We start from the raw sequence: 22,880 nt of genomic DNA, 5'->3' as shown, positions 1-22,880 counted from the left end.
CGTCGTCCTCCTAGACCTGGATCTGACCGGCGAGTTGCTGGATGTGCACGATCACGAACTCCGCGGGTTTGAGCGGGGCGAAGCCCACGTGGATGTTGACGATGCCGCGGTCGATGTCGTTCTGCGGGTTGGTGTCCTTGTCGCACTTGACCAGGTAGGCCTCCTGAGGGGTCCGGCCCTGGAAGGCGCCCGCGCGGAACAAGGAGTTCATGAACGCGCCGACGTTCAGCCGGACGGACGCCCACAGCGGTTCGTCGTTCGGCTCGAACACCACCCACTGGGTGCCCCGGAACAGGCTCTCCTCGATGAACAGCGCCAGCCGGCGCACCGGCAGGTACTTCCATTCGTCGGCGAGCCGGTCGGCCCCGCGCAGGGTGCGCGCCCCCCAGGCCACCGGACCGGCGGCCGGCAGCCGGCGCAGACAGTTGACGCCGAGCGGGTTCAGACGGCCGATCTCCAGATCGGTGAGCGGCGCTTCGAGGTCGCTGACCCCGGTCAGCGAGGCGTCGGTGCCGGCCGGCGCCTTCCACACCCCGCGCTGGACGTCGGTCCGGGCCAGCACGCCGGCCATGACGCCACAGGGCGGGAAGGCCCTTACCGTGCCTTGCAGCAGCGGGTCGGGCGCGAGGACGCGGGGGTAGTACACGGCGGCGTTCTTGTCGGACTCGTCGCCCTGGACGTCCTTCAGATTGTCGATGACGGAGGCCGGGTCGGTGTTCCAGCTCGGCGGCGGGTCGACCAGGAGGACGGCCCGGCGCTCGACGCACAGTCGTTGTGCCTTGTCCCGCAGCTCCTTCGTCGCGGTGTCCAGCGAACCGAGGTCCGGCAGGCACAGGATGTTGAAGATGTCGGTCTTCAGCAGTTGGTGGAGGCCCGACTTGTCCGCCGCGCTCCCGACGTACGCGTCCACCGGCGGAAATTCCGTGTCCGTATCCGAGCCGGCGGCGGGCTGCGCCGGGGCGTAGGCGCACGGGGTGTCGTCCCGGTCGGCTGCCGTGAAGGGGTTGGTGTCCTTGCCGTCCGGGTCCGGGTCCGGGCTGGGCTTGGGCATCGTGTGCGCCGTGGTGCCGGGTGCGACGCGCACCAGCCGCGAGGTCGCCAGGAGGTTCTCCAGGCTGCGTGGACTGCCCGGCTCGACACTGACGTTGACGTACCGCTCGTCGAGTCCGGACACCAGGTCATGGACCGTCAGGTTGAACAGTTTCCGCGCCGGATCAGGCGTGTTCTTGGGCTCTGAGGTGTCGTAGTCGACGCGCGCACGGAGATTCAGCCCCCACCACCCCGGCGACGCGGCGGCGAGGACGGGAGCGGCAGCCGGGGCGCCGCTCGAACGTCCCGCGGCGGTTCCCTTGGCGTTCGCGCCGCCGGCGTCGTTCCCGCCGCGCCCCTTCTTCTTGTCGTCGGCGGTGGCGTCGTCGGCGGAGGGGGCCGCCTCGCCGCCCTCGCTGACCCCGGCCGCGGCGGGGGTCGAGGAGGCAGGTGACGGCCGGGCGGGCTCCCTTGCGGATGACACCGTCCCGAGCTGCAGGGTGACCGTCGGCTCCTTGGGGTTGACCACCCTGACGATCTCGGCCTCGCTGCCGCCGTTCAGGTAGAACTGGTAGACCGCGTAGCTCATCGGGCAGTTCGGCTGCAGTCCGCCGAAGGCCGCCTCGTAGTCGGCCCAGCCGGTGATGTGCACGGGTTGGTCGGCCGGCCCGCGGGGTGCGTATCCGACGAAGGCGGCCACCGAGGTCGCCACCCCGGTGATGGTCCTGACGGCGCTCTTGACCTCGTCGATGTAGACACCCGGGTAGGTGACGTTCACCGGCATGCCGGCCCCTTTCTCCATCCTGGACGCGCCTGTCCCGGAGGCCGGGCAGTGCGGGCGGACCTTGGGGGCCGCGGGCGTCGACCTGGAAGGACGCTGGTCGTGATCCGGACTCACCGTATACGCACATATGATGACATTGCGCTTCGAAAGCCCCCGTACTGCGTCGATCAGGTGAGGGGCCGTCGCCCGGGGCCGGTGGCCGGGAGCTCTACAGGGCCCGCGCCACCAGCAACGCCACGTCGTCGTGGTCGTCGGGATGGCGCAGGCCGTACAGCAGGAGGTCGCAGATCTCCTCGAGGGGCCGGTGCGGCTCGTCGAGGAAGCCGAGGAGGACGTCGAGACGGTCGTCGATGGGATGCTGCCGGGTCTCGACGAGGCCGTCCGTGTAGAGGACCAGGAGGTCGCCGGAGGCCAGCGTGGTCGTGGTGGTCTCGAAGGGGACGCCCCCGACGCCGAGCGGGGCCCCGGACGGCAGTTCGAGCAGCGTCGCCGGACTGCCGGGCCCGGCCAGCGCGGGCGGCATGTGCCCCGCGTTGGCCATCCGGCACTCCCCGGTGCGGGGGTCGTACACGGCGTACAGGCAGGTCACGATGTAGTGCTCCAGATCGCAGGTGATCTTGTCCAGGTGCTGGAGCACGGCGCCGGGTTCGAGGTCGAGGTCCGCGTAGGCGCAGGTCGCGGTGCGCAGTCGGCCCATGGTGGCGGCGGCGTCGATGCCGTTGCCCATGACGTCCCCGACGACCAGCGCCGTCTTGTCGTCGGCCAGCGGGATGACGTCGTACCAGTCGCCGCCGACCTCGCTGGTGGCCTGGGCCGGCTGGTAGCGGGAGGCGAGGTCGAGGCCCAGGTGGCGGGGCGGGTGCTCCGGCAGCAGACTCCGCTGCAGGGTGAGCGACGTGTTGCGCACGCTCTCGAACCAGCGGGCGTTGTCGATGGCCACGGCCGCCCGGCCGGCCAGCTCTCCGGCGAGGAGGACGTCGTCCTCGTCGAACGGGAGCGGGTTGCGGGTGCGCTTGAGGTCGAGGGCGCCGAGCACCTCGCCGTGGGCGATCAGCGGCACGGCGAGATACGAGTGCACCCCTGCGCGGGCCAGCAGCGAGCCGGCCTCGGCGTCCCGGGCGATGCGCGGCAGGTCCTGGTCGCCGACGTGGCTCACCAGGACCGGCCGGCCGGTGTGCACGCACAGGGTGACCAGCTGGTCGCCCTGGTGGGCGGCGACGTCGCCCGGCGGGTCGGCGGCACGCAGCGCCACGGTGGGATGGGCCGCCTTGAGCGCGAGGGCGCGGAACAGCTCGGGCCCGTCGTCCGGCCGGCGGGCGCGGCGGCAGGCCAGCGCGGAGTCCAGGACGTCCACCGCGACCACGTCGGCGAGCTGGGGCACCGCCACCTCGGCCAGCTCACGGGCGGTCTGCTCCACCTCCAAGGTGGTGCCGACCCGGGTGGAGGCCTCGGCGATGAGCGCGAGGCGGCGGCGGGCCCGGTCCGCCTCCGCCGCCACCCGGTGCCGTTCGGTGACGTCGACGACCGAGGCGGCCGCGCCCAGCACCCGCCCGCCCGGGTCCTCCAGCCGGTAGAACGACAGCGACCAGGCGTGCTCGTGGTCGGGGTCGGTCCGCGGCCGGCCCACGTGGTACTGGTCGAGCAGCGGTGTGCCGGTGGTCAGCACCTGGCGCAGCGCGGACTCGATGGTGTCGACGTCGGGCAGCGGCAGGGTCTCCCGCAGCCGCCGGCCCACATGGTCCTCGGCGGGGACGCCGTCGATGCGCTCGAGCGCCGGGTTCACCAGGAGATAGCGCAGATCCGGGTCGAGCAGCGCCAGCCCGATCGGGGACTGGCTGATCAGCCGCTCGCACAGGGCCAGGTCGGTCTCGACGCGCTGCAGCAGCTCGTGGTCCGCGGCGATGCCCAGCGCGTAGACCTCTCCGACGTCGTCCTGGAGCCGCATGTTGCGGAACTCCATGAGCCGGCTGCTGCCGTCCTTGCGCCGGATGGGGAAGGCGCCGGCCCAGCTCCGGCCGGTCTCCAGGACCTCCGTGAACAGTCTCACCACGGACTGCAGGTGCTCGGGGTGGATGAACAGCCGCGCCGCGTACTTGCCGAGGGCCTCCCCGGCGGTGTAGCCGAACAATTCCTCCGCCTGCGGCGTCCAGAACACGATGCGTCCCTCGGCGTCGACGACCATCGCGGAGACGCTCAGCACGTCCAGCAGACCGGTCGGCGGCGGGGCCTCCCGGCCGTACGCGGCCTCGTCGGACCGGATGGGTTGGGCTGTCATCGCGGAACCTCCTCCCGCCCCTCCATGCTGCGCCTCATCCGCCGCGCCCGGTAGCGGGGGCCCCGGGCGGCGGCGCCGTGCGCATCGGGCGGACAGGCAGCACCATGGTCCTGTAGAGGACGGCACCCATGGACCCATCGCGAGAAGTCTCCGAGGCCCCGACGCCCGCGGGACCACGCGATCTCCTCGACGCGTCCACCGACGCGGCGGCGATCGTGACCGCGGACGGCGTCGTACTCGCCTGGACGCGCGGCGCGCAGGCATTGCTCGGCCATCCGGCGTCCGAGGTCGTCGGCCGTTTCGCCGGCCGTCTGGTGGCGATGCCGCGGGACCCGGCGCGGGTGGCGGCGGTCGCGGCCCGGTGCCGCGCCGGAAGGGGATGGAGCGGCCAGCTCATGGCACGGCACCACGACGGCCGCGCCGTCGACGTCGCCCTGCGGGTCTCCGCGTCCTTCCGGATCGGCGTGGACGAGTGCTTTCTGCTCTCGGCACGCGAGCAGAGCCGGCAGTGGACGGTGGGGCAGTCCGTCCTCGACGGGTTCCTCATCCGCTCCCCGATCGGGATGGCGGTGCTGGACCTGGAACTGCGTTACGTGTGGCTGAACGACACGCTGGAACGCCTCGGCGGCGTGCCCCGCGAACAGCGCCTCGGGCGGCGGCTGAGCGAGCTGCTGCCCGGCCTCCAGGCGGACGCCATCGAGGGCCACATGCGCAAGGTCCTGAAGACCGGAACCCCGGTCAACGATTACGAGTACCTCGGGTGGAGCTGGGCGGATCCGCACCGGCGGCGCGCCTACTCCACGTCCTTCTTCCCGCTGGTCGGCGCCGACGACTCGGTCACCGGGGTCTGCTACATGGTGCAGGACGTCACCGAGCGGTGGTCCGCCCGCCGGCTGCTGTCACTGGTCAACGAGGCCTGGGCGCGCGTCGGCACGACCCTCGACGTCATGCGCACCGCCCAGGAGCTCGCCGACTTCGCCGTCCCGCGGTTCGCGGACTTCGTCATCGTCGACCTGCTGGAGCCGGTCCTCAGCACCGAGGGACACGGCGCCTGGCTCACCGACGCCGGGCCCGCCCCGGCCCGGCCGGTGATGCGCCGGGCCGGCCTGAGCTCGGTGCGCGAGGGCTGCCCGGAGGCCGTGGCCCGAAGGGGCGAACGGGTGGACTTCCTGCCCCCGCCGCACGACGCGAGGCTGCTGATCGACGGTGAGCCGATCCTGGTGCCCGTCCTGGACCCGACCGACGCACTGTGGGCCGCCGAGCAGCCCGAGAGGACGGCGACGATCCGCAGATTCGGGCTGCACTCCCTGATCTCCGTGCCGATGCGGGCGCGCGACACCGCACTCGGTCTCGCCACGTTCGTCCGCTCGCAGAACCCCGTCTCGTTCGGCCCCGACGACGTCCTGCTGGCCCGGGAGCTGGTGGCCCGGGCGGCGCTGTGCGTCGACAACGCCCGCCGCTACACGCGGGAGCACACGGCGGCCGTCACCCTGCAGCGCAGTCTCCTGCCTGACGCCCTGGCGGGCGGAACGGCGCTGGAAGTGGCCTCCTGCTACCGGCCCGCGGACCCCACGGAGGGGGTGGGCGGCGACTGGTTCGACGTGATCCCGCTGTCCGGGGCGCGGGTGGGGCTGGCCGTCGGCGACGTGGTGGGGCACGGCATCGCGGCCGCGGCGGCCATGGGCCGGCTGCGCACCGCCGTGCAGACCCTCGCCGACATGGAGATGCCGCCGGACGAGTTGCTGGCCCACCTCGACGACCTCGTGCTCCGGCTGAGCACGGAGCGCACCGACGACCCCGCGGCCCAGCAGGGCTCCGCCGCCTTCCTCGGCGCGACCTGTCTGTACGCCGTCTACGACCCGGTCACCCGGCGGTGCGCGATGGCCCGGGCCGGGCATCCGCCGCCCGTCGTCGTCACGCCCGAGGGCCACGTGTCCTTCCCGGAGCCGCCGGCCGGGCCTCCGCTGGGACTCGGTGGGATGGCGTTCGAGGCCGCCGAGATCACCCTCGCCGAGAACAGCCTGCTCGGCCTCTACACCGACGGCCTCGTCCAGGGAGCCGAGCACGACATGGAACGGGGCATGTCCCGGCTCGGCGAGGTGCTGGCCCGGCCCGACGCCGACCTGGACGCGCTCTGCACGTCGGCGGTCCGCCGACTGGTGCCGACGCCGCAGCCCGACGACGTCGCCCTGCTGCTGGCGCGCACCCACGCCCTGGAACCCGAGCACGTCGTCTCCTGGGAGGTGCCCGCCGACCCCGCCGCGGTCTCCGAGGTCCGCACCAGGGCAACCCGCCAGGTGGCGGCCTGGGGCCTGACGGACCTGGCCATGACGTCCGAGCTCATCGTGAGCGAGCTGGTCACCAACGCCGTGCGCTACGCGACCGGGCCCATCCGGCTGCGGCTTCTCCGCGACGCCCACCTGACCTGCGAGGTCACCGACGCCAGCAGTACGGCCCCACGGCTCAAGCACGCCCGGATCATGGACGAGGGCGGGCGCGGCCTCTTTCTGGTGGCCCAGCTCGCCCACCGCTGGGGCACCCGCTACACGGCCGACGGAAAGATCATCTGGGCGGAGCAGGAGATCCCCTGACCCGGCCTTCGACCCGGCGCAGCGGCCACCGCACCTCCTCACGGTCCGTCCTGGACGAGCTGATCGGCCAGCCGGTGGGCCTGGGCCAGCAGCGCCCCGTACGTCAACAGCGCGTCGGGGTCGTCCCGCACGGCGCCCGGCAGCCGTCGGCGGAACGCGTCGAGCGTGTGGTGCAGCTCCTCGACCGCCACGCGGAGCTCGTCGGCGGCGGCGTCGTCATGACCGGCCGGCGTGAAGCGCGCGTTGCCGTAGAGGTGGACGGCGTGGGCGGTGCGGTGCAGGAACTCCGCGTACGGACGGGCGATCTCCGCGGCCGGCCGAGCGGCCTTGCTGCCGTGGTCCACGGCCTCCCACACCGTCCGGGTCACGCCGGCGGTGTGCACGGCGATGTAGTCGAGCACGACCAGCGCGTCGGCGTACGTCTTGTCGGGCTGCGACGCGGCGTACAGACGCCGGCCGCGCGGATTGCCCCGCATGCTCTCCTTGCTGCGGCCGATCGCCGACCGCGCCTGCTCGACCAGGCGGTCCAGACGCAGGGCGCGCGCATGCCACTCCGCGGCCGCCCGGTCGTCCCACTCGCCGCCGGCCAGTCCGTCGGCCACCGCGTCGAGGATCTCCCGCGCCTCACGGACCGCGTCCTCCAACGCGGAGCGGGTGTCGCGCAGATAGAGCGGCGGACGGACCAGTGCGTTGACCGCGACGCCGACCGCCGCGCCGAACGCCGCCTCCGCGACCCGGGCCGCCGACGACGCGACCGTCACCTGACCGCCGGTCAGCACGAAGAGCGCGCCGGTGGCCGCGTACACGCCCTGACTGCCCAGACGGTGCCACTGCCCGAGGAGCAGCACCGTCGGCAGGACCAGGGCCATCGTGAGCATCGTGCCGTCCAGCAGCAACGCCACCGCCGTGGCCACCACGGTGCCCGCCGCGATCGCCGCGAGCTGCTGCAGACCGTGCGCCACCGACCGGTACACCGTCGCCTCCACCAGCACCACCGCCACCCACGGCGCCACGAACGCCATCGGCGCCGCGAGCCACCAGCCCGCCACCGCCCAGGCCACCCAGGCGGCCAGGGCGGCCTTGCCGGCCTGCGCCACGAGATCCCGTTCACGGCCCGGCTCGGCCCACGCCCGGCGTGCGGTCTGCACGACGCTCCCGCCGCGCAGCCGCACCGCCCGCCCGAGTCGGGCCGGCCACGCCCGCCACGCCGGTCGCGTCGGTCCGGCCGGCCACACCCCCCGCCTCGCCCGCCTCGCCCGCCTCGCCCGTGTCGCCCGTGTCGCCCGTGTCGCCCGTGTCGTTCCGTGAGTGCGGTCCATGGCACCTCAAGTGCCACACCAGGGGCGGGACGCACCTACCGTGCGCGACCTCACAGCACGCCGCCCCGGGAACCGTCGCCGTCACCTCACCCCGGCGCGTCCTGTCAACCGGTCACTGCCCGACCGTGATCCATGTGTGATCAGTGCCGCGTAGTCTCAGCCGACCGGGAGGACTCGACTCACGGCGCTCGACGAGCTCGACAGGTACGGGGGACACACATGACGCACCGGCGTGCGGCGATACCGGCACTGATCGGAGGGGTGCTGCTCACCGTGCTCCTGTGGTGGGCCGGGGCGAGCACCGAGGCGCTGCGCCTGCAGGGCGCCACCGACGCGCTCGGCGGCCGGGTCGTCGCCGAACTCCAGCAGTGGCTCACCCCCTGGTCGTACGACCCGCCGGATTCCGTCCGGTTCGGCGTCGGCGTGCTCGGCGAGATCGGTGACCGGGACGGCGGCGACGCCACCCGCTATCTGTCGCTGTACGAGACGGGAATGCAGATCCGGTTCGCCGCGGTCCTCGTCTTCTTCGTGCTGGGGGCGACGCTCCTGGTCCGCAGGCTGCCGCCGGTCGACGGCCGGCTGCCGGCCGCGCTGCTCGCTCTGTGGGGCTGGGGCGTGGTGGCCGGAACCCTGGCGGTGACCGTCTCCGCGCCGTGGCTGATCGCCTCGCGGGGACGCGGGAGTTACCGCTTCCTCCCGCAGCTGGCGGCCGTGATCTCCTCCGGGCGGCAGATGCTGGTGGTGACCGGCCTGCTCGCGTCGCTGGCCACGGTGATCGCCGCCCGGGTGATCGCCAGGAGCACGGATCCGCAGCCGCGCGAGGCGGTACCGGCACGTGCGGCGCGGCTGGCCGCCACCGTCGGGACGGCGTTGATCGCCTTCTCCCTGGTGGTCCTCTCGTACCAGTCGGTCGCCGCCGAACTGCAGACGTCCTTCTCGGGCAGCGGGCTGCTCGCCGAACCCGGTGACCTGCTCCGCCAGTGGCTGCTTCTCGGCGCCTGGTCCGCTCCGGCGGGAGGGCCGTTCGGGGACTGGCTCCTGTACCGGGCCACCGACGTCCTGCTGCTCGCGCTGGTGTGGACGGCGCTGCGCCGGCTGCCCGCGATGCTCACGCGGGTGACGGTCCCGGCGATGGCGGTGGGCACGGTGTGCGTGACCGTCCTCGGACTCCTGGCGAGTCAGTTGCTGCGGGTGGCGCTGGACGGGTCCGCCCTGAAATGGGACCTGATGTACCTGTCCGCGGGCATCGGCGCCGGAGTCCCGGCGGCCCTCGTGTGGGGCCTCGCGGCGGGAGCCGCGGCCACCCTGACGCTGCGCGCGGCCGGGGGAGGTGCGGCGACCGCGGACGCGGCGGCCGCCGAGCAGGAACCCGCCCGGCCGTAAGGGCGCGCACCGGCGGGGGTGTCCCGCCGGTCCGCCCCCGGCGGCGTGGTCACCCCCGGCGGCGTGATGACCGGGCGGCGTGGCCCCGGCGGCGTGGTCATCGGGACGGCAGCCGGTAGAACTCGGTCGCGGTGTCGGTGAGGATCGCCCGGATCTCCGCCGCGGAGCAGTCGTGCAGCAGCTCCTCGACGGTGGCCGCCCACGTTCCAGCCGCCGGCGATGCCGCAGACCGGCCAGTCGGAGCCGAACATGAGCCGCCGCGGGCCGAAGGCGGAGAGCAGCACGTCCCGCACCGGACGGATGTCCGCGATGTTCCACTTCTCGGGGTCGGCCTCGGTGACCAGGCCCGACACCTTGCACCGGACCTGCGGGCGGCGGGCCAGCACCCGGATCTGCCGTTCCCAGTCGCCCAGGTCGCCGGCCGCGATCGGCGGCTTGCCCGCGTGGTCGAGGACCAGCGGCAGGTCGGGGACGCGCTCGGTGAGCCGGATCGCCTGGGGCAGCTGGTGGTCGCGGATCAGCACGTCGTAGCCGAGCCCCTTGTCGCGCACCGTGCGCAACCCCGACTCCACCACGGGCCGTTGCGGCCAGGCGGCGTCCGGCTCGCCCTGCACGAGGTGGCGCACGGCCCGCAGGTAGGCGGAACCGGAACCGGATGTGCCGCACCGGTGAAAAAACCCTGTGGAAACGGTGTCGGTGGGGCCGTTTATGCTGCCCCGGACGACCACGCGGGGACCAGGGGAGGACGCGGCATGTTCGGCAAGCTGTTCGGAAGGGGCGCGGAGAGACCGACGGCTGATCCGCATGCCCTTCCCCCGCGCAAGCAGAAGCACGGGACGTACGCGCTGCGCGCGCTGGGGGACACACGCGTGCTCGCGCTGGTCGAGGCGGCCGACGCGGGCGACTGGTCGGCGGTCAAGACGGCGCTGGCCCCCTTCGACCTCGGCCGCGAGCAGGCGGTCCTGGGGCAACTGACCGATGTGGACGGTCTGGAGGAGTGGATCGTCCGGGCCGCCGAGGAGGACAAGGACGACAAGGAGCTCCGGGCGACCGCACTGCTGATATCGGGTGCGCGCCATGTCGCCTGGGGCTGGGAGGCGCGCACGTCCGCCCGTGCCGTGGACGTCGGCCGCGAACAGTGGCAGACCTTCTACGAGCGGCTGCGCATCGCCGAGGAGCACCTGCTCGAGGCCGCCGAACTGCGGCCCGACTGGGTCACACCGTGGCGCCATCTGCTCACCTCGGGACGCGGCATGTCCGTCGACGACAGCGTCCAGGATGCCCGGCTCGCGGCGGGTCTGCGCCGTGATCCGCTGAACCTGGACCTCCACCTGGAGTGGGTGTCGCACCTCCAGCCCCGCTGGGGCGGAGAGCCGGGCCAGGCCCTGGAGTTCGCCCGGAAGGCCTTCGCCGGCGCGCCCGACGGGCACGGGCTCGGCTGTGTCATCGCCATGGCGCATATCGAGGACTGGGTGGAGTCCGACGACCGCGACTGCCTGCAGCAGCCCCGGATCCGGACCGAGTTGAGAGAAGCCGCGGAGCGCAGCATCCTGCACCACGCGTACGAGCGCCGCCTGGGCTGGCAGGGCGACTACAACATCTTCGCCATGGCCCTTTCGCTGGCGGGCAGCAGCACGGCCTCGAACGTCTTCCGCGAGCTGGACGGTGTGATCACCCAGTGGCCGTGGACCTTCATGTCGGACCCCGACAAGGCGTACGCGCGCTTCCGCAAGGTCTTCTGAGCCGCCGGCCACACCGTCTCCGGCCGGTCCTGCGGACCACCGCCCACCCCTGCCGTTCCCTTCACCCCGGATGCCTCATGCCCCTGCGCGACACCTCCGCCCACCAAGCCGCCGCCGACCGCACCTTCCAGGTCGACCTCCGCGGCCTGGTGGACCTCCTCTCCCACCATCTCTACTCCAGCCCCCGCGTCTACCTGCGCGAACTCCTGCAGAACGCGGTCGACGCCCTCACCGCACGGCACGCCATCGAGTCCCACGGCGCCTTCGGCATCCGTCTGTACGCCGACGGCTCCGTCGTACGCGTCGAGGACGACGGCGTCGGTCTCACCGAAGCCGACGTGCACACCTTCCTCGCCACGATCGGCCGCAGCAGCAAGCGCGCCGACGGCATCGCCGAACAACGCGCCGACTTCATCGGCCAGTTCGGCATCGGTCTGCTCTCCTGCTTCCTGGTCGCCGACGAGATCCACGTCCTGAGCCGCTCGGCCCGCACCCCCGACGCCCTCGCCGTGGAGTGGCGCGGACGCGGCGACGGCAGTTACACCGTCCGCACCCTGCCGCCCTCCGCCCACCCCCGGCCCGGCACCACCGTCACCCTGACGCCGCGCGCCGACGCGGGCGAGTGGACCCGCCCGGCACAGGTGCACGCGCTGGCCCGGCACTTCGGCTCCCTGCTGCGCCACCCCGTGACCTTCGACGACGGCACCGGACTGGGCGCCCCCGTCAACCCCGAACCCGCCCCCTGGACCCGCACCCACCCCACGCCGGGCGCCCGCTCCCGGGCGCTGGCCGCATACGGGGCGGACGTCTTCGGCTTCACGCCGCTCGACACCATCGAGCTCGACCTGCCGGCCGTGGGCCTGAAGGGCATCGCCTGCGTGCTGCCCGAGGCCGTGCCGGCCGGACGCCGCCATGGGCACCGCGTGCACGTCAAGGGGATGCTGCTGTCCGAGCAGGCCGAGGAGATCCTGCCCGAGTGGGCCTTCTTCGTCCGCTGCGTCGTCGACGCCGAGAGCCTGCGCCCGACGGCGTCCCGCGAGTCCCTGTACGAGGACGACACCCTCGCCGCCGTCCGCGACGCCCTCGCCGAGCGGCTGCGCGCATGGATCGCCCGGGCCGCCGCCAGCGACCCCGACCTGCTGCACCGCTTCCTCCAGGCCCACCACCTGGCCGTGAAGTCCCTCGCGGTGCACGACGACGAGATCCTGCGGATGCTGCTGCCCTGGCTGCCGTTCGAGACCACCGACGGCCACTGCACCCTCGACGAGTTCGCCCGCACCCACCGCACCGTGCTCGTCACCTCGAGCGTGGAGGAGTTCCGCCAGGTCGCGGCGATCGCCTCGGCGGCCGGACTGGGCGTCGTCAACGGCGGCTACACCTACGACCGCGAACTGGTCCACCGGCTGCCCGAGATCAGGCCCGAGGCCACCGTCGCCGACCTCGACCCGGCGACCCTCACCGCCCACCTCGACCCCGTCGACCGGGAGACGGAACTCGCCGCAGCCGCCTACCTCGCGCGGGCCCGCGACGCCCTCGCCGTCTTCGACTGCGACGTCGCGCTGCGCACCTTCCAGCCCGCCTCCGCCCCCGCGCTCCTCGTCGACAGCCGGGAGGCACGCCACGAGCGCACCCGCTCCCAGCTCGCCCGCGAGCAGGAAGGCGGCCTGTGGGGCGACATCCTCGGCGCCCTGCGCCAGGAGGCGCCACGGGCCCAGCTGATCCTCAACCAGCTCAACCCGCTGGTCCGCACCGCCGTCACGATCGACGAGCCCGAGCTGGCCCGGACCAGCGCCGAAGCTCTCTACGGGCAGGCCGCGATGCTGTCCCGGCGCCCGCTGAGGCCCGCCGAATCGAGCCTCATCAACCGCTCCTTCCTCGACCTGCTCGCCCACGCCCTCCGCAAGGACAGCTGACGATGCCGACCGCACCCGCACCCCAGAACACCGACGAGCTGCACCAGGCGCTCCAGGAGAACGACCAGCGACCCTACGGGCGTACCCGCACCGTCACCGCCGAGGAACTCGTCGACGCCGCCGAGCAGTTCGACGACCCCGGCACCCTCGTCCACGCCCTCCTCGAACTCCAGGAGGCGTACACCTACGGCTCCGAACCCCGTAAGTCGCCCGTCGTCTTCGCCCGCCTGCTGAACCTCCTCGACGAGCATCCCGACGTCTTCGACGAGCGCCTGCGTCACCTGCTGTTCTGGCGCTTCAAGTGGGTCGCGGGCGCCCTGCGCGCGCTGCCCGAGGTGCCCCTGGCGAGCCTGCGCCAGTGGCTGACCGAGATGCGCGACCGGTACGAGAAGGCCGGCCTGGGCCTCCAGCCCTACTACGGCCAGGCGTACCAACTGGCCGCCCACGTCGGCGAGGACACCACCCTCGCCTACGAGCTGTGGGCGGGCCGCGCCCGCACCCGGCTCAGCGACTGCGAGGCCTGCGAGATCTGCGAGCGCGCTCTCCACCACCTCGCGGCGGGCGACGACGAGCGGGCGCTGCGCACCTGGGAGCCCGTCCTGGACGGCAAGGAATCCTGCCAGGAGGAACCGGCCCGCTCCGTCTCGTACGCGCTGCTGCCCCTGCTGCGCACCGGCCGCACCGACCGGGCCCGCGAACTGCACCTCTCCGGCTACCGTGGCTGCCGCCGCAACCCCTCGATGGCCCAGGAGGTCGGCCGGCACCTGGAGTTCTGCGCCCTGACCGGCAACGAGGCACGCGGCCTGGAACTGCTCTCCGAGAACCGGAGCCTGTTCGACGAGGTCGACTCGCCGCTGGACCTGCTCGGCTTCCTCACCGGCGTGGAGGTCCTGCTCCAGCGCGTCGAACAGCTCGGCCACGGCGAACTGCCCGCCGCCGGATACGCGGGCCGCACCTGGACGGTCGCCGGCCTGCACGCCGAGGTGCACGCCCGCGCCGACGACCTCGCCGCACGCTTCGACGCCCGCAACGGCACCACAACCCACACCGACCGCCGCAGCGCCCGCCTCGACCGAGCGCCGCTCCTCACCGCACTGGAACTGACCCTGCGCGTCCGCCACCTCGACGACGTCGCCCCGGCAGCGCCCGTCGCCGCGCCCGCCGCCCCTGCCGCCGGCGCCGTGCCGGAATCCCTCCCCGAACTCATCGTCCGGGCCAGGGACCTGGACGAGCAGGGGCACCCGGACGCACAGGCCTGCTGGGCGCGGCTGCGCACCCTCGCCGCAGCGTCCGACTACCGCCACCCCGACGACCCGGCCGTGGGACCGCTCGCGCGACTGCGCGCGGACCTGCTGTCCGACGAGGCGAACCGCGCGGACGAGAAGGAGGAGAACGAAGCCGCGTCCCTCCACGAGGACGCCGCCGCCCTGTACGAGGACGCCGGGCTCCCCGGACACGCGGCCCTCGAACGCGCCTGCGCCCAGCTCCCCGCGGAGACCACCGGGCAGGACTCCGGGTCGGCCGAGGAGAAGGCCGCCGCGCTGACCGACGCCCACGCGGCCGTGGTCCGTCTGCACGAGGAGACACCCGGCCTCGCCCCGTTCCTGGAAGCCCGCATGCTGCGGCTGCGGGCGACAGCGCTCGGCCTGCGCCTGCAGACGACCGGCGACGAGGCGCACATCGCGCCGGTCCTCGCCGAGGTGGACCTGCTGCACGCGTTCGCCACCCGGCACGAACTCCCCGGCCAGATCTCCGGGGCGCTGCTGCTGCGGGCCAGCACCCACGCCATCTCCGGCGACCTGCCCACCGCCGTCGCCGAGCTCGACGCCCTCCTCGACCGGCTGAAGACACACGGCCCCGCCTGGCACCTGCCCCGCGCGCTCGGTCTGCGCGGCCGGCTCCAGCTCGCCCTGCGGGACACGCAGGCCGCGCACACCGACCTGACCGAAGGGCTGCGCCTGGCCGCCGACTGGCCGGCCCGCGCCGTCGACACCGCCCGTCTGTACGGCGATCTGGCACAGGCCTGCATGCACCTGGGCCGGCCCGAAGAAGCCCTGCGGCACCTGACGCGCTCCGCGGAACTGGAGCTCCGCGACGGCAGCCGGACGGAGGCGTTCTGCACGTACAGCAACGCCGCCCAGCTCAGCCTGGACCTCGGCCGCGTCGAGGACTGCATCGCCCTGCTCGACTCCCTGCTGGCGGAACCGGAGGTCGCCGCCGGAGAGCTGGACGACCGGCTCGTCGCCCAGCTGCGCCTGACCCGCGCCCGCGCGCTGCACACGGGCGAGGACCTCAAGGCCGCCACGGTGGAGTTCGTCGCCCTCGCCGCCGAATCGGCCGGCTGGGACGACGACCCCGCCAGCCACGTGATGATCGCCGCGGAGACGGCGCTCCTCCTCGGCGAGTCCGGCGACTTCGCCCGCGCCCGCGAGGTGGCCGACCAGGCACTCGCCGCCCACGCCAAGGCCCCGAGCTACGACCGGCTCAGCAGCTGCCTGCGCGAGATCGCCCGGGTCCAGGCCGAGCGGCAGGGCCCCGACGGCCTCGCCGAAGCCCTCGGCTTCCTCGCCGACGCCGGCCGGCTCGCCGACGAGGCCCGCGCCGCCGGACACGAACCTCACGGCCGCTCCCTGGACACCGCCCTGGCCTACGAACACGGCAGGGTCAACGCCTACGCCGGCGAGTACGAGACCGCTCTGGCGGCCCTGGAGAAGACCCTCGCCCTGCTCGGCGACCCGGGAGCGGACGACGACCGCATCGGCGAGTGGGCCGAGAGCATCCGCCTCGCGGGCGTCGTCGAGGGTCTCTACCTGGAACGCCCCGCCCCCGCCCTCACCCGGCTCGACGCGGCGACCGCCCGTCTGACCGCCTCGGGCCACACCGACGAGGCCGAGGCGCTGACCTCCCTGGCGGCCCGGCTGCGCGACGAGGAGTGACCGGCCGAGCCGACGCGGCGCCGGGGCCCGAACGGCCCCGGCCCGCGCCGACCCCACGGCAGCGGGGACGACGGCACAGGGGGCGGACCCGTTGCCATACTGGTGCCGTGCACAGGACAGAGGACAGTAGGAACGGGGACGCCGTGACACCTCGGCAGGACGGCACCGGACGGGGGCGCGTCCATGAGTGACGCCCCCGACACCCCCGGAGCGGACAGCGCCCCTCTCCGGACTCCCTCACCGGACGACCCGACGCCGGCGCCCGTCGCGGGGATCCTGTGCGACGTCCTGGAGCTGTCCGGACGTCCCCCGGCCACCTCCGGCGCCCTGTGGAAGCTCGCCGAGTCCGGACGCCAGCTCGACGCCAACCTCGTGCGTGTTCCGGCCGGCCGATGCGTCCCCGCCCACATGGAGCCGGAACTGGACGTCCTTCTCCTCGTCGTCGCCGGCGACGGCATCCTCGGCACGCCCGACGGGCCGGAGCCCCTCGCCGAGGGCAAGCTCGTCTGGCTGCCGAGGGGATCCACCCGCAGCATCACGGCGCACGGCGAGGGGCTTTCCTACCTCACCGTCCACCGACGCCGCCCGGGCATGCAGATCCACTCCCGCCCACCCGGCCACCAGGCCCCACCCCCGACCGGCTGACCACGGCCCGCCGACGACCACTTCGAGTCCTCACCCGGCCTCCGGCGGGGGCACCGCACCCCGCCGCCCGTCCCGCCGCCCGCCTCGTGGAACGGACAGCAGCTCGCGGCCCCGCTCCGCAGTCAGCAGCGGCCCGAGCAGCGGGTCGGCCACCCACCCGACCGGCGCCAGATGGTCCGGCCCCAGCGGCTCCCACCGGGGCAGAGCGTCCATCAGCGTCCGCCATGCCCCGTCGGCGTCCCCGCACCGCGCCTGTTCCCGCGCCCGCTCGACCGCTTCCCCGAAGGGTCCGGCCGCGGTGTACCGGTACGTGCCCTTCCGCACCTGATCAAGGGTCTCGAAAGCCTGCGACACGACGCCGTCGTCGGCGCCCCGCAGGTGGAACGTCAGCTGGGAGTCGTCCCGGTACGAGTTCGCCGCGTGTTCGGCGACCAGCGGCGGCAACAACTCTGGAGCGTACCGAGGGTCCGTCACCAGGCCTTCGAAGTACACCATGTGCGTCTGTCCGCGCAGGCGGCGGATCTGGTCACCCAGGCCGGCGGCCCTGGGCCTGCCGTACTCCTTCGCCTCGTCCAGCGTCTTCCCGGCCTGTTCCCAGTCGCCGCTCAGCGCCTCCAGCCGGGCCTTCTCCATCCGGGCGTCCAGCTCTCGCGTCGTGTCGTTGGCGAACACCGGCTCCGCGTCACTGCGACGCGCCCGCAGACTGTGGAACTCCCGGTGCATCTCCCGCATGAACTCGAGGAAGCTCCCGTGCCGCTCGGGTGCTTCGCCCCGCCAGCTCGCCCACGTGAACACGGCCCACTCGCCGTCCTCGTCCACGTCGTCGGGATCCAGGAGGACGTGCGTGATGTCGGACTCCACGTCGAGCTGCAGCCCGCGCCGCCAGATGTCCGCCTCCTGCCGCTCCTCGGGGCTCGCGTCGTCCTCCAGGTCCTCCTCGAACATCTCCGCGAGGCCCGACGCGTCGTTGTGCCACCGCGCGTTCTCGGTCCCCGCCAGCAGCCACACGAACCCGCCCGCGTGCCGCCATCCGTCACTGACCTCGAGGAACCGCCGGTACGACGGGGGCATGCGGCGGCCGAGGCGCTCCTCCATGGCCGTGATCCGCTCCTGCGACGCGGGCGGGAACCCCAGCCACCGCGCCCGGCGCGCGGTCTCGTCGTCCTCGCCCTGCGTCTCGTCGTCCGGCAGGGAATCCGCCCACTCCCCGCTCCACTTCTGCAGGAAGGGCCGCCAGTCGAATGCCGTCGTGTCGTCCGTCATGCTCAAGATGCTGTCACCCACCACTGACAGCGTCCCGCACCGAGGAACCGCCGACGCCGGCGCCCGTGAAATCGCCTTTCGCGCGGGAGCCGTCCCGGCTAGTCTCCGGGTGCAGCGAGTGACCTGCGAACGAGGAGCGAGGAGCCGGGCCGTGATCGGTCGTCCGAGCGCGCGTTGACGCCGTAGGCCGTGACCGGCCCGTCATCGCGTGCTGCCCCCACCGGCGCGGCACAGCGAGCCCTCTCCCGTCCGAACCGTCGGCGCGCCTGGTGTGCGCCGGGTGACGGGCTTCGTTGTCGGCAGCCCAGGGGATCCTCGTGCCGTCTGCTTCTTCCGCATCGTCTGCTTCCTCGGCCCGCTCCGCCGCGTCCGATCTTCGTCGACGGGTTCCGCCGGGTCTGTGGCGGGACGGCGACTTCCGCAGACTCTGGGTGGGCCAGACGGCGTCCCAACTCGGCGAGCACACAAGCCTGGTGGTCCTGCCGCTCTTCGCCGTCCTGACGCTCGACGCCGGTGCCGGCCAGTTGGGCGTCCTGCGCGCGGTGGGGCAGACGCCGTTCCTGTTGCTGTCGCTCGTCGCCGGGGCATGGGTCGACAGGTGGCGGACCCGCACGGTGCTGGTGCTGACGGACGCCGGCCGGGTCCTGGCACTGGGCGCAGCCGCCCTCTTCGGGCTGCTCGGCCTGCTCGGCCTGCCGGCCCTGTACCTGGTCGCCTTCGCCGTCGGAGCCCTGTCCGTGCTCTTCGACGTGGCCTACCAGGCGTCTCTCGTACGGCTCGTGGAACGCGATCAACTGGTGTGGAGCAACAGCGCGCTCGAGGGCAGCCGGTCCGCCGCGCAGATCGGCGGACCCGCCCTCGGCGGTGCGCTGGTGTCACTGCTGTCTGCGCCGATCGCCGCCGCCTGCGGCGCGCTGTTCTTCGCGTGCTCGGTCCTGTCGGTCAGGCGCATCCGTCGGGCCGAGTCGCTCCCCGCGAGTTCGGGGCGTCCCCCTCGGGTCTGGCACCGTATCCACGAGGGCCTCCGCTTCGTCTTCGGTGACGCCCGTCTGCGAACCGTGTGCCTCGCCTCGGCCGCCTTCCAGTTCTCCTTGGCGGCCGTGACGACCGTCTATCTGCTGTTCCTGCCGCGCGAACTGCACCTGTCGGGCACCGCCGTGGGGCTGACGCTCGCGGCGACGGGGCCGGGCGCGCTCCTCGGCTCGGTGCTGGCCGCCCGTCTGCCGCGCCGGTTCGGTCACGGCGCGGTCCTCGTGTCCGCGGCGGTGCTGGCCGACGGGCTGTTCCTGTGCGTGCCCGCGCTGCACGGCTCCTCCGCCGTGACCGTTTCCGCGCTGCTCGCCGTCAACTTCGTGTTCGGTGTGGGCGGCCAGCTGGTGAACGTCACGGTCATGGCGGTCCGGCAGGCCGTCACTCCGGACGGGATGCAAGGGCCGTGCGGCCGCGACGATCACGTTCGTCGGCCTGGGGCCTGCCCCTCTCGGCTCGCTGCTCGGCGGTTGTCTGGCGCAGGAGTGGGGACTGCGTACCGGGCTCCTGGTGGCGGCCACGGGGATGATGCTTTCCCCTGTGCTGATGGCGGTGTCTCCGCTCGCGCGTCTGGGACGGGCGCTTCCGGTCGCATCCCGGCCGGGCGGAAAGGGCGAAGGGTGAAGCGCGAAGACGTGGGCCCCTCGTCCGCCGTACGGCAAGGACGAGGGGCCGTGTCCCAGTTGTTGTCAGGGGGAGGGGAGTGGCGTGTGGGGGGGTGGGGGTCAGTCCTTGACCGCGCCTGCGGTGACGCCTGCGGCCACATAGCGCTGGGCGAGGACGAGCAGCACGGCCGCGGGAAGGGACGCGACGACGGCCGTCGCCATGATCGCGTTCCATTCCTGGTTGTTGTTGCCGATGTAGTGGTAGATGCCGAGCGTGATGGGGCGCCAGTCGCCGCCGCTGTCCAGGGTGTTGGCGAAGACGAAGTCGGACCAGGCCCACAGGAAGCTGAAGAGGGAGACGGTCACGAGCGCGTTGCGGCTGACGGGCAGGACGATCGACCAGAACGTGCGGAAGGTGCCGGCGCCGTCGATGCGGGAGGCGGCGATCAGTTCGCCGGGGATGCCCGACACGAACGCGGTGAAGATCATGACGCCGAACGGCACGGCGATGGTGGAGTCGGCGATGATCAGTCCCCACCAGGAGTTGAGCAGGCCCAGGTCGAGGTAGATGCCGTAGAAGCCCATGGCCATGACGATGCCGGGGATCATCTGGGCTATCAGCAGGAACAGGCCGAGGGCGCCGCCGCCGAGCGGCCGGAGCTTGGCCAGCGCGTAGCCGGCCGGGGCCGCGAGCAGGAGGGTGAGAGCGACCGTGCCGAGGCCGATGAGCAGGCTGGTGCCGAGGTAGGGCAGCTGGTCGTCGAGGACGGCCCGGTAGCCCTCGAAGGTGGGGTGCAGGGGCAGCAGGTCGGGCGGGCTCTTGCGCATGTCCTGCTGCGGGGTGAGGGACACGTTGAGCATCCAGTACACCGGGAACAGCATGACGGCGGTGAGCAGGACGCCGATGGCGGTGTACAGACGCGAGCGCCTGGCGGGGCGGTGGGCGGCGGTCATGCGTGCTGCCTCCTCTGGACGCGGATGTACAGCAGCCCGAAGGCGAGGGCGATGAGGATGAGGATGTTGCCGACGGCGGCCCCGGGCCCGAACTTGGGCAGCAGCGTGCCGAATCCGAGCTGGTAGGACCAGGTGGCCAGGGTGGACGAGGCGTCGCCGGGGCCGCCCTTGGTCATGATCCAGATCAGGTCGAACACCTTGAGTGTGTAGACGAGTCCGAGGAGCAGGGTGATCGCCGACACCGGGCGCAGCAGCGGGAAGGTGATGCGCCGGAACTGCTGCCAGGCGCCCGCCCCGTCCAGCGCCGCCGCCTCGTACAGCTCGCCGGGGATGTTCTGCAGTCCGCTGTAGAGGATGACGAGGTTGAACGGGATGCCGATCCAGATGTTGGCGACGATGACCGAGGTCAGCGCCCAGTCGGGCGAGGTGAGCCAGTCGACCGGTCCGACGCCCACCAGGTGGAGTGCGTGGTTCAGCACCCCGGACTCGCTGTTGAACATCCACGACCAGGTCGACGCCGACACGATCAGCGGCAGCAGCCACGGGATCAGGAACAGCGCTCTGAGGGTGCCGGCGAGGCGGAAGTGGCGGTTGAAGAAGACGGCGAGGGCGAGCCCGGCCGCGTACTGGAAGGCGATCGACACGAACGTGAAGATCATGGTGTGGCGCAGCGCCGGGCCGAACGTGGGATCGTCCAGGACCGTCCGGAAGTTGTCCAGCCCGGAGAAGGGCGCGTCGCCCGCCACGAACGACCGGACGGTGTAGTCGCGCAGACTCAGGTCGAGGTTGCGGTAGAGCGGATAGAGGTAGAACGCGGCGAGGTAGACGACCAGGGGCGCGAGGAACGCCAGGGCCGTCAACCGGCTCCTGCGGCGCTGCCGGCGCCGCAGTGCCGGGGCGTCCGTCCGTTGTCCGGCGCCGGTCGCCCCGGCCCTGACCGGGGACCGCTGCGGGCGGCGGTCGACGCGGGCGGTGGTCATGCGAACTCCTGGATGCGGGTGGTGGCAGGAATGCGGGTGGCAGGAACGCCGGTGGCAGGAACGCCGGTGGCAGGAATGCGGGTGGCAGGAACGCCGGTGGCGGGAATGCGGGTGGCAGGAACGTTGTGGACTTCCCGGGCCGCTGCCGACGTGCCGTGAGCAGGGCGGGCGTCAGTCGCCCGCTTTGTCGGCGGCCTGCTGGGCGGCGTCGAGGGCGGCCTGCGGGCTCTGGCCGCCGGACAGGGCGGCCTGGACGGCGGTCCACAGGGGCTGGGAGATGGTCGGGTACTTGGTGCCCAGGCCGCCGCTGGTGCGCCCGCGTGCCGCGGCCACGGCGTCGACCCACGGCTTGAGCGCGGGGTTCGCCTTGACCTGCTCGGCCTGCACCGCCGCGGTGGGCGCCACGTACGCCAGGGTGGTGTCCGTGGACAGCAGGTTGGCGTCGCTGGTCAGACAGGTGACGATCTTCTTGCTGACGTCGTAGCGCGCGGTGTCCTTCTGCACGGGCACGGTGACGAACTCGCCGCCGGTCGGCACCGGTGCCGAACCCCCGTTCTGCGCCGGAATGTTGATGACGCCGTAATCGAAGCCTGCCTTCGCCGCGTTGCCGAGCTGCCAGGTGCCGTTCTCGCCGAACGCGTAGTCGCCGGTGGCGAACTCCTGCCAGCTGGTGGTCTGGGTGTTCTGCAGGACGTCCTTGGGGGCGAGCCCGTCGTCGACCCAGCCCTTCCACAGCGACAGCGCGGCGGCGCCCTTCGCCGAGTCGAGCTCGGTGAGGTCGGCGCCGGCGCCCCAGAACCACGGCAGGAACTGGAAACTGCCCTCCTCCGTGCCGATCGCGGAGAACGTGATGCCCTTCTTCCCGGCCGACTCGACCTTCTTCAGGGCCGCCGTCAGCGAGTTCCAGTCCTTGATGGCGGCGGGGTCGACGCCGGCGGCGGAGAGCACCTTCTTGTTGTAGTAGAGGGCGAGCGTGTTCGCGCCGATCGGGACGCCGTAGGAGGCGCCCTCGATGGTGCCGGCGCCGAGGATGTTCTGCTGGATCGACTTCGTGTCCAGGCCCAGATCGCTCGTCTTGTTGACGATGCCCGCCTCCACCAGCGTGGAGACGACCGGGTTGTCCACCAGCATCACGTCGGGCGCGTTGCCCTGCTGGGCGGCGAGCAGCGCCTTGTTGCCCAGGTCCGTGGTGTCCATGGCGGTGCGCTTGATCTTGACGCCGGCGTCCGTGCCGCACTTGGTGACGAGCTTGCCCCAGTCCGAGGAGGCGTCGAACTGCGGGTAGGGGTCCCAGAACGTGTACGTCCCGCCGGCGCCGCCGGATCCGGAGGCGGAGGAGCCGGAATCGCCTCCGCCGCAGGCGGCGACGGAGGTGAGGGTGCCGAGGGCGGCGATCGCGGCGACCAGGGTGCGGCGGGTGTTTCTCACGGTG

The 22,880-nt window shown here is 72.9% G+C and carries 12 protein-coding genes and 3 pseudogenes; 7 read left to right on the top strand and 8 right to left on the bottom strand.

Annotated features, from left to right (window positions below):
• Window positions 1–10: 10 nt before the first annotated feature.
• Complete coding sequence (locus QA802_RS05580; RefSeq protein ID WP_334518547.1) at window positions 11–1,813, bottom strand: phage tail sheath family protein; 1,803 nt, start codon at window positions 1,811–1,813, stop codon at window positions 11–13.
• Between the two features lie 208 nt (window positions 1,814–2,021).
• Window positions 2,022–4,088 (bottom strand): SpoIIE family protein phosphatase, encoded by a 2,067-nt coding sequence (locus QA802_RS05575; RefSeq protein ID WP_334518545.1) that lies wholly within the window; start codon window positions 4,086–4,088, stop codon window positions 2,022–2,024.
• Window positions 4,089–4,216: 128 nt separating this feature from the next.
• Between QA802_RS05575 and QA802_RS05570 the strand changes: the two genes are divergently transcribed.
• On the top strand, window positions 4,217–6,679 hold the full coding sequence (locus QA802_RS05570) for a SpoIIE family protein phosphatase (protein WP_334518543.1): 2,463 nt from the start codon (window positions 4,217–4,219) through the stop codon (window positions 6,677–6,679).
• Window positions 6,680–6,717: 38 nt separating this feature from the next.
• On the opposite strand, the gene QA802_RS05565 is transcribed toward QA802_RS05570, so the two are convergent.
• Window positions 6,718–7,827 carry an FUSC family protein gene (locus tag QA802_RS05565; protein ID WP_334518542.1) on the bottom strand — a complete coding sequence of 370 codons (1,110 nt, stop codon included), beginning with the start codon at window positions 7,825–7,827 and terminating at the stop codon, window positions 6,718–6,720.
• 390 nt (window positions 7,828–8,217) lie between these two features.
• Here QA802_RS05565 and QA802_RS05560 point away from each other — a divergent pair, with 390 nt between their 5' ends.
• A complete protein-coding gene (locus QA802_RS05560) occupies window positions 8,218–9,381 on the top strand; it encodes a hypothetical protein (RefSeq protein ID WP_334518540.1) in 1,164 nt (387 codons plus the stop codon).
• A 97-nt stretch (window positions 9,382–9,478) separates the two neighbouring features.
• Here QA802_RS05560 and QA802_RS05555 read toward each other — a convergent pair.
• Window positions 9,479–10,037, bottom strand: a pseudogene (locus tag QA802_RS05555) (amidohydrolase family protein); the annotation flags it as partial.
• 96 nt (window positions 10,038–10,133) lie between these two features.
• Here QA802_RS05555 and QA802_RS05550 point away from each other — a divergent pair.
• From QA802_RS05550 to QA802_RS05535, 4 genes are all read left to right on the top strand, one after another.
• Window positions 10,134–11,123, top strand: coding sequence for a hypothetical protein (locus tag QA802_RS05550; RefSeq protein ID WP_334518538.1), 990 nt, complete (start codon window positions 10,134–10,136; stop codon window positions 11,121–11,123).
• A 77-nt stretch (window positions 11,124–11,200) separates the two neighbouring features.
• Window positions 11,201–13,036 carry an HSP90 family protein gene (locus QA802_RS05545; protein WP_334518536.1) on the top strand — a complete coding sequence of 612 codons (1,836 nt, stop codon included), beginning with the start codon at window positions 11,201–11,203 and terminating at the stop codon, window positions 13,034–13,036.
• Between the two features lie 2 nt (window positions 13,037–13,038).
• Window positions 13,039–15,972 carry a hypothetical protein gene (locus QA802_RS05540; RefSeq protein ID WP_334518534.1) on the top strand — a complete coding sequence of 978 codons (2,934 nt, stop codon included), beginning with the start codon at window positions 13,039–13,041 and terminating at the stop codon, window positions 15,970–15,972.
• Window positions 15,973–16,155: 183 nt separating this feature from the next.
• Complete coding sequence (locus tag QA802_RS05535) at window positions 16,156–16,617, top strand: cupin domain-containing protein (RefSeq protein ID WP_334518532.1); 462 nt, start codon at window positions 16,156–16,158, stop codon at window positions 16,615–16,617.
• Between the two features lie 45 nt (window positions 16,618–16,662).
• Here QA802_RS05535 and QA802_RS05530 read toward each other — a convergent pair.
• A pseudogene (locus tag QA802_RS05530) lies at window positions 16,663–17,880 on the bottom strand (SMI1/KNR4 family protein); the annotation flags it as partial.
• 317 nt (window positions 17,881–18,197) lie between these two features.
• On the opposite strand from QA802_RS05530, the pseudogene QA802_RS05525 reads away from it, so the two are divergent.
• Window positions 18,198–19,533: pseudogene (locus tag QA802_RS05525) on the top strand (MFS transporter).
• A gap of 101 nt (window positions 19,534–19,634) precedes the next feature.
• On the opposite strand, the gene QA802_RS05520 reads toward QA802_RS05525, so the two are convergent.
• The 3 genes from QA802_RS05520 to QA802_RS05510 form a co-directional block, all read right to left on the bottom strand.
• The gene (locus QA802_RS05520) at window positions 19,635–20,468 is read right to left on the bottom strand and encodes a carbohydrate ABC transporter permease (protein ID WP_334518531.1); all 834 of its coding nucleotides are present in this window, start codon (window positions 20,466–20,468) and stop codon (window positions 19,635–19,637) included.
• Window positions 20,465–21,448, bottom strand: coding sequence for a carbohydrate ABC transporter permease (locus QA802_RS05515; protein WP_334518529.1), 984 nt, complete (start codon window positions 21,446–21,448; stop codon window positions 20,465–20,467). The genes QA802_RS05520 and QA802_RS05515 overlap by 4 nt, the downstream gene beginning before the upstream one ends.
• Before the next feature lie 171 nt (window positions 21,449–21,619).
• Window positions 21,620–22,876 carry a sugar ABC transporter substrate-binding protein gene (locus QA802_RS05510; RefSeq protein WP_334518527.1) on the bottom strand — a complete coding sequence of 419 codons (1,257 nt, stop codon included), beginning with the start codon at window positions 22,874–22,876 and terminating at the stop codon, window positions 21,620–21,622.
• Window positions 22,877–22,880: the final 4 nt, after the last annotated feature.

Origin of the sequence: Streptomyces sp. B21-105, from assembly GCF_036898465.1 — a bacterium.
Lineage (GTDB): Bacteria > Actinomycetota > Actinomycetes > Streptomycetales > Streptomycetaceae > Streptomyces.
The sequence above is the reverse complement of the archived record's forward strand: the minus strand, read 5'-3'. Positions and strand labels throughout refer to the sequence as shown.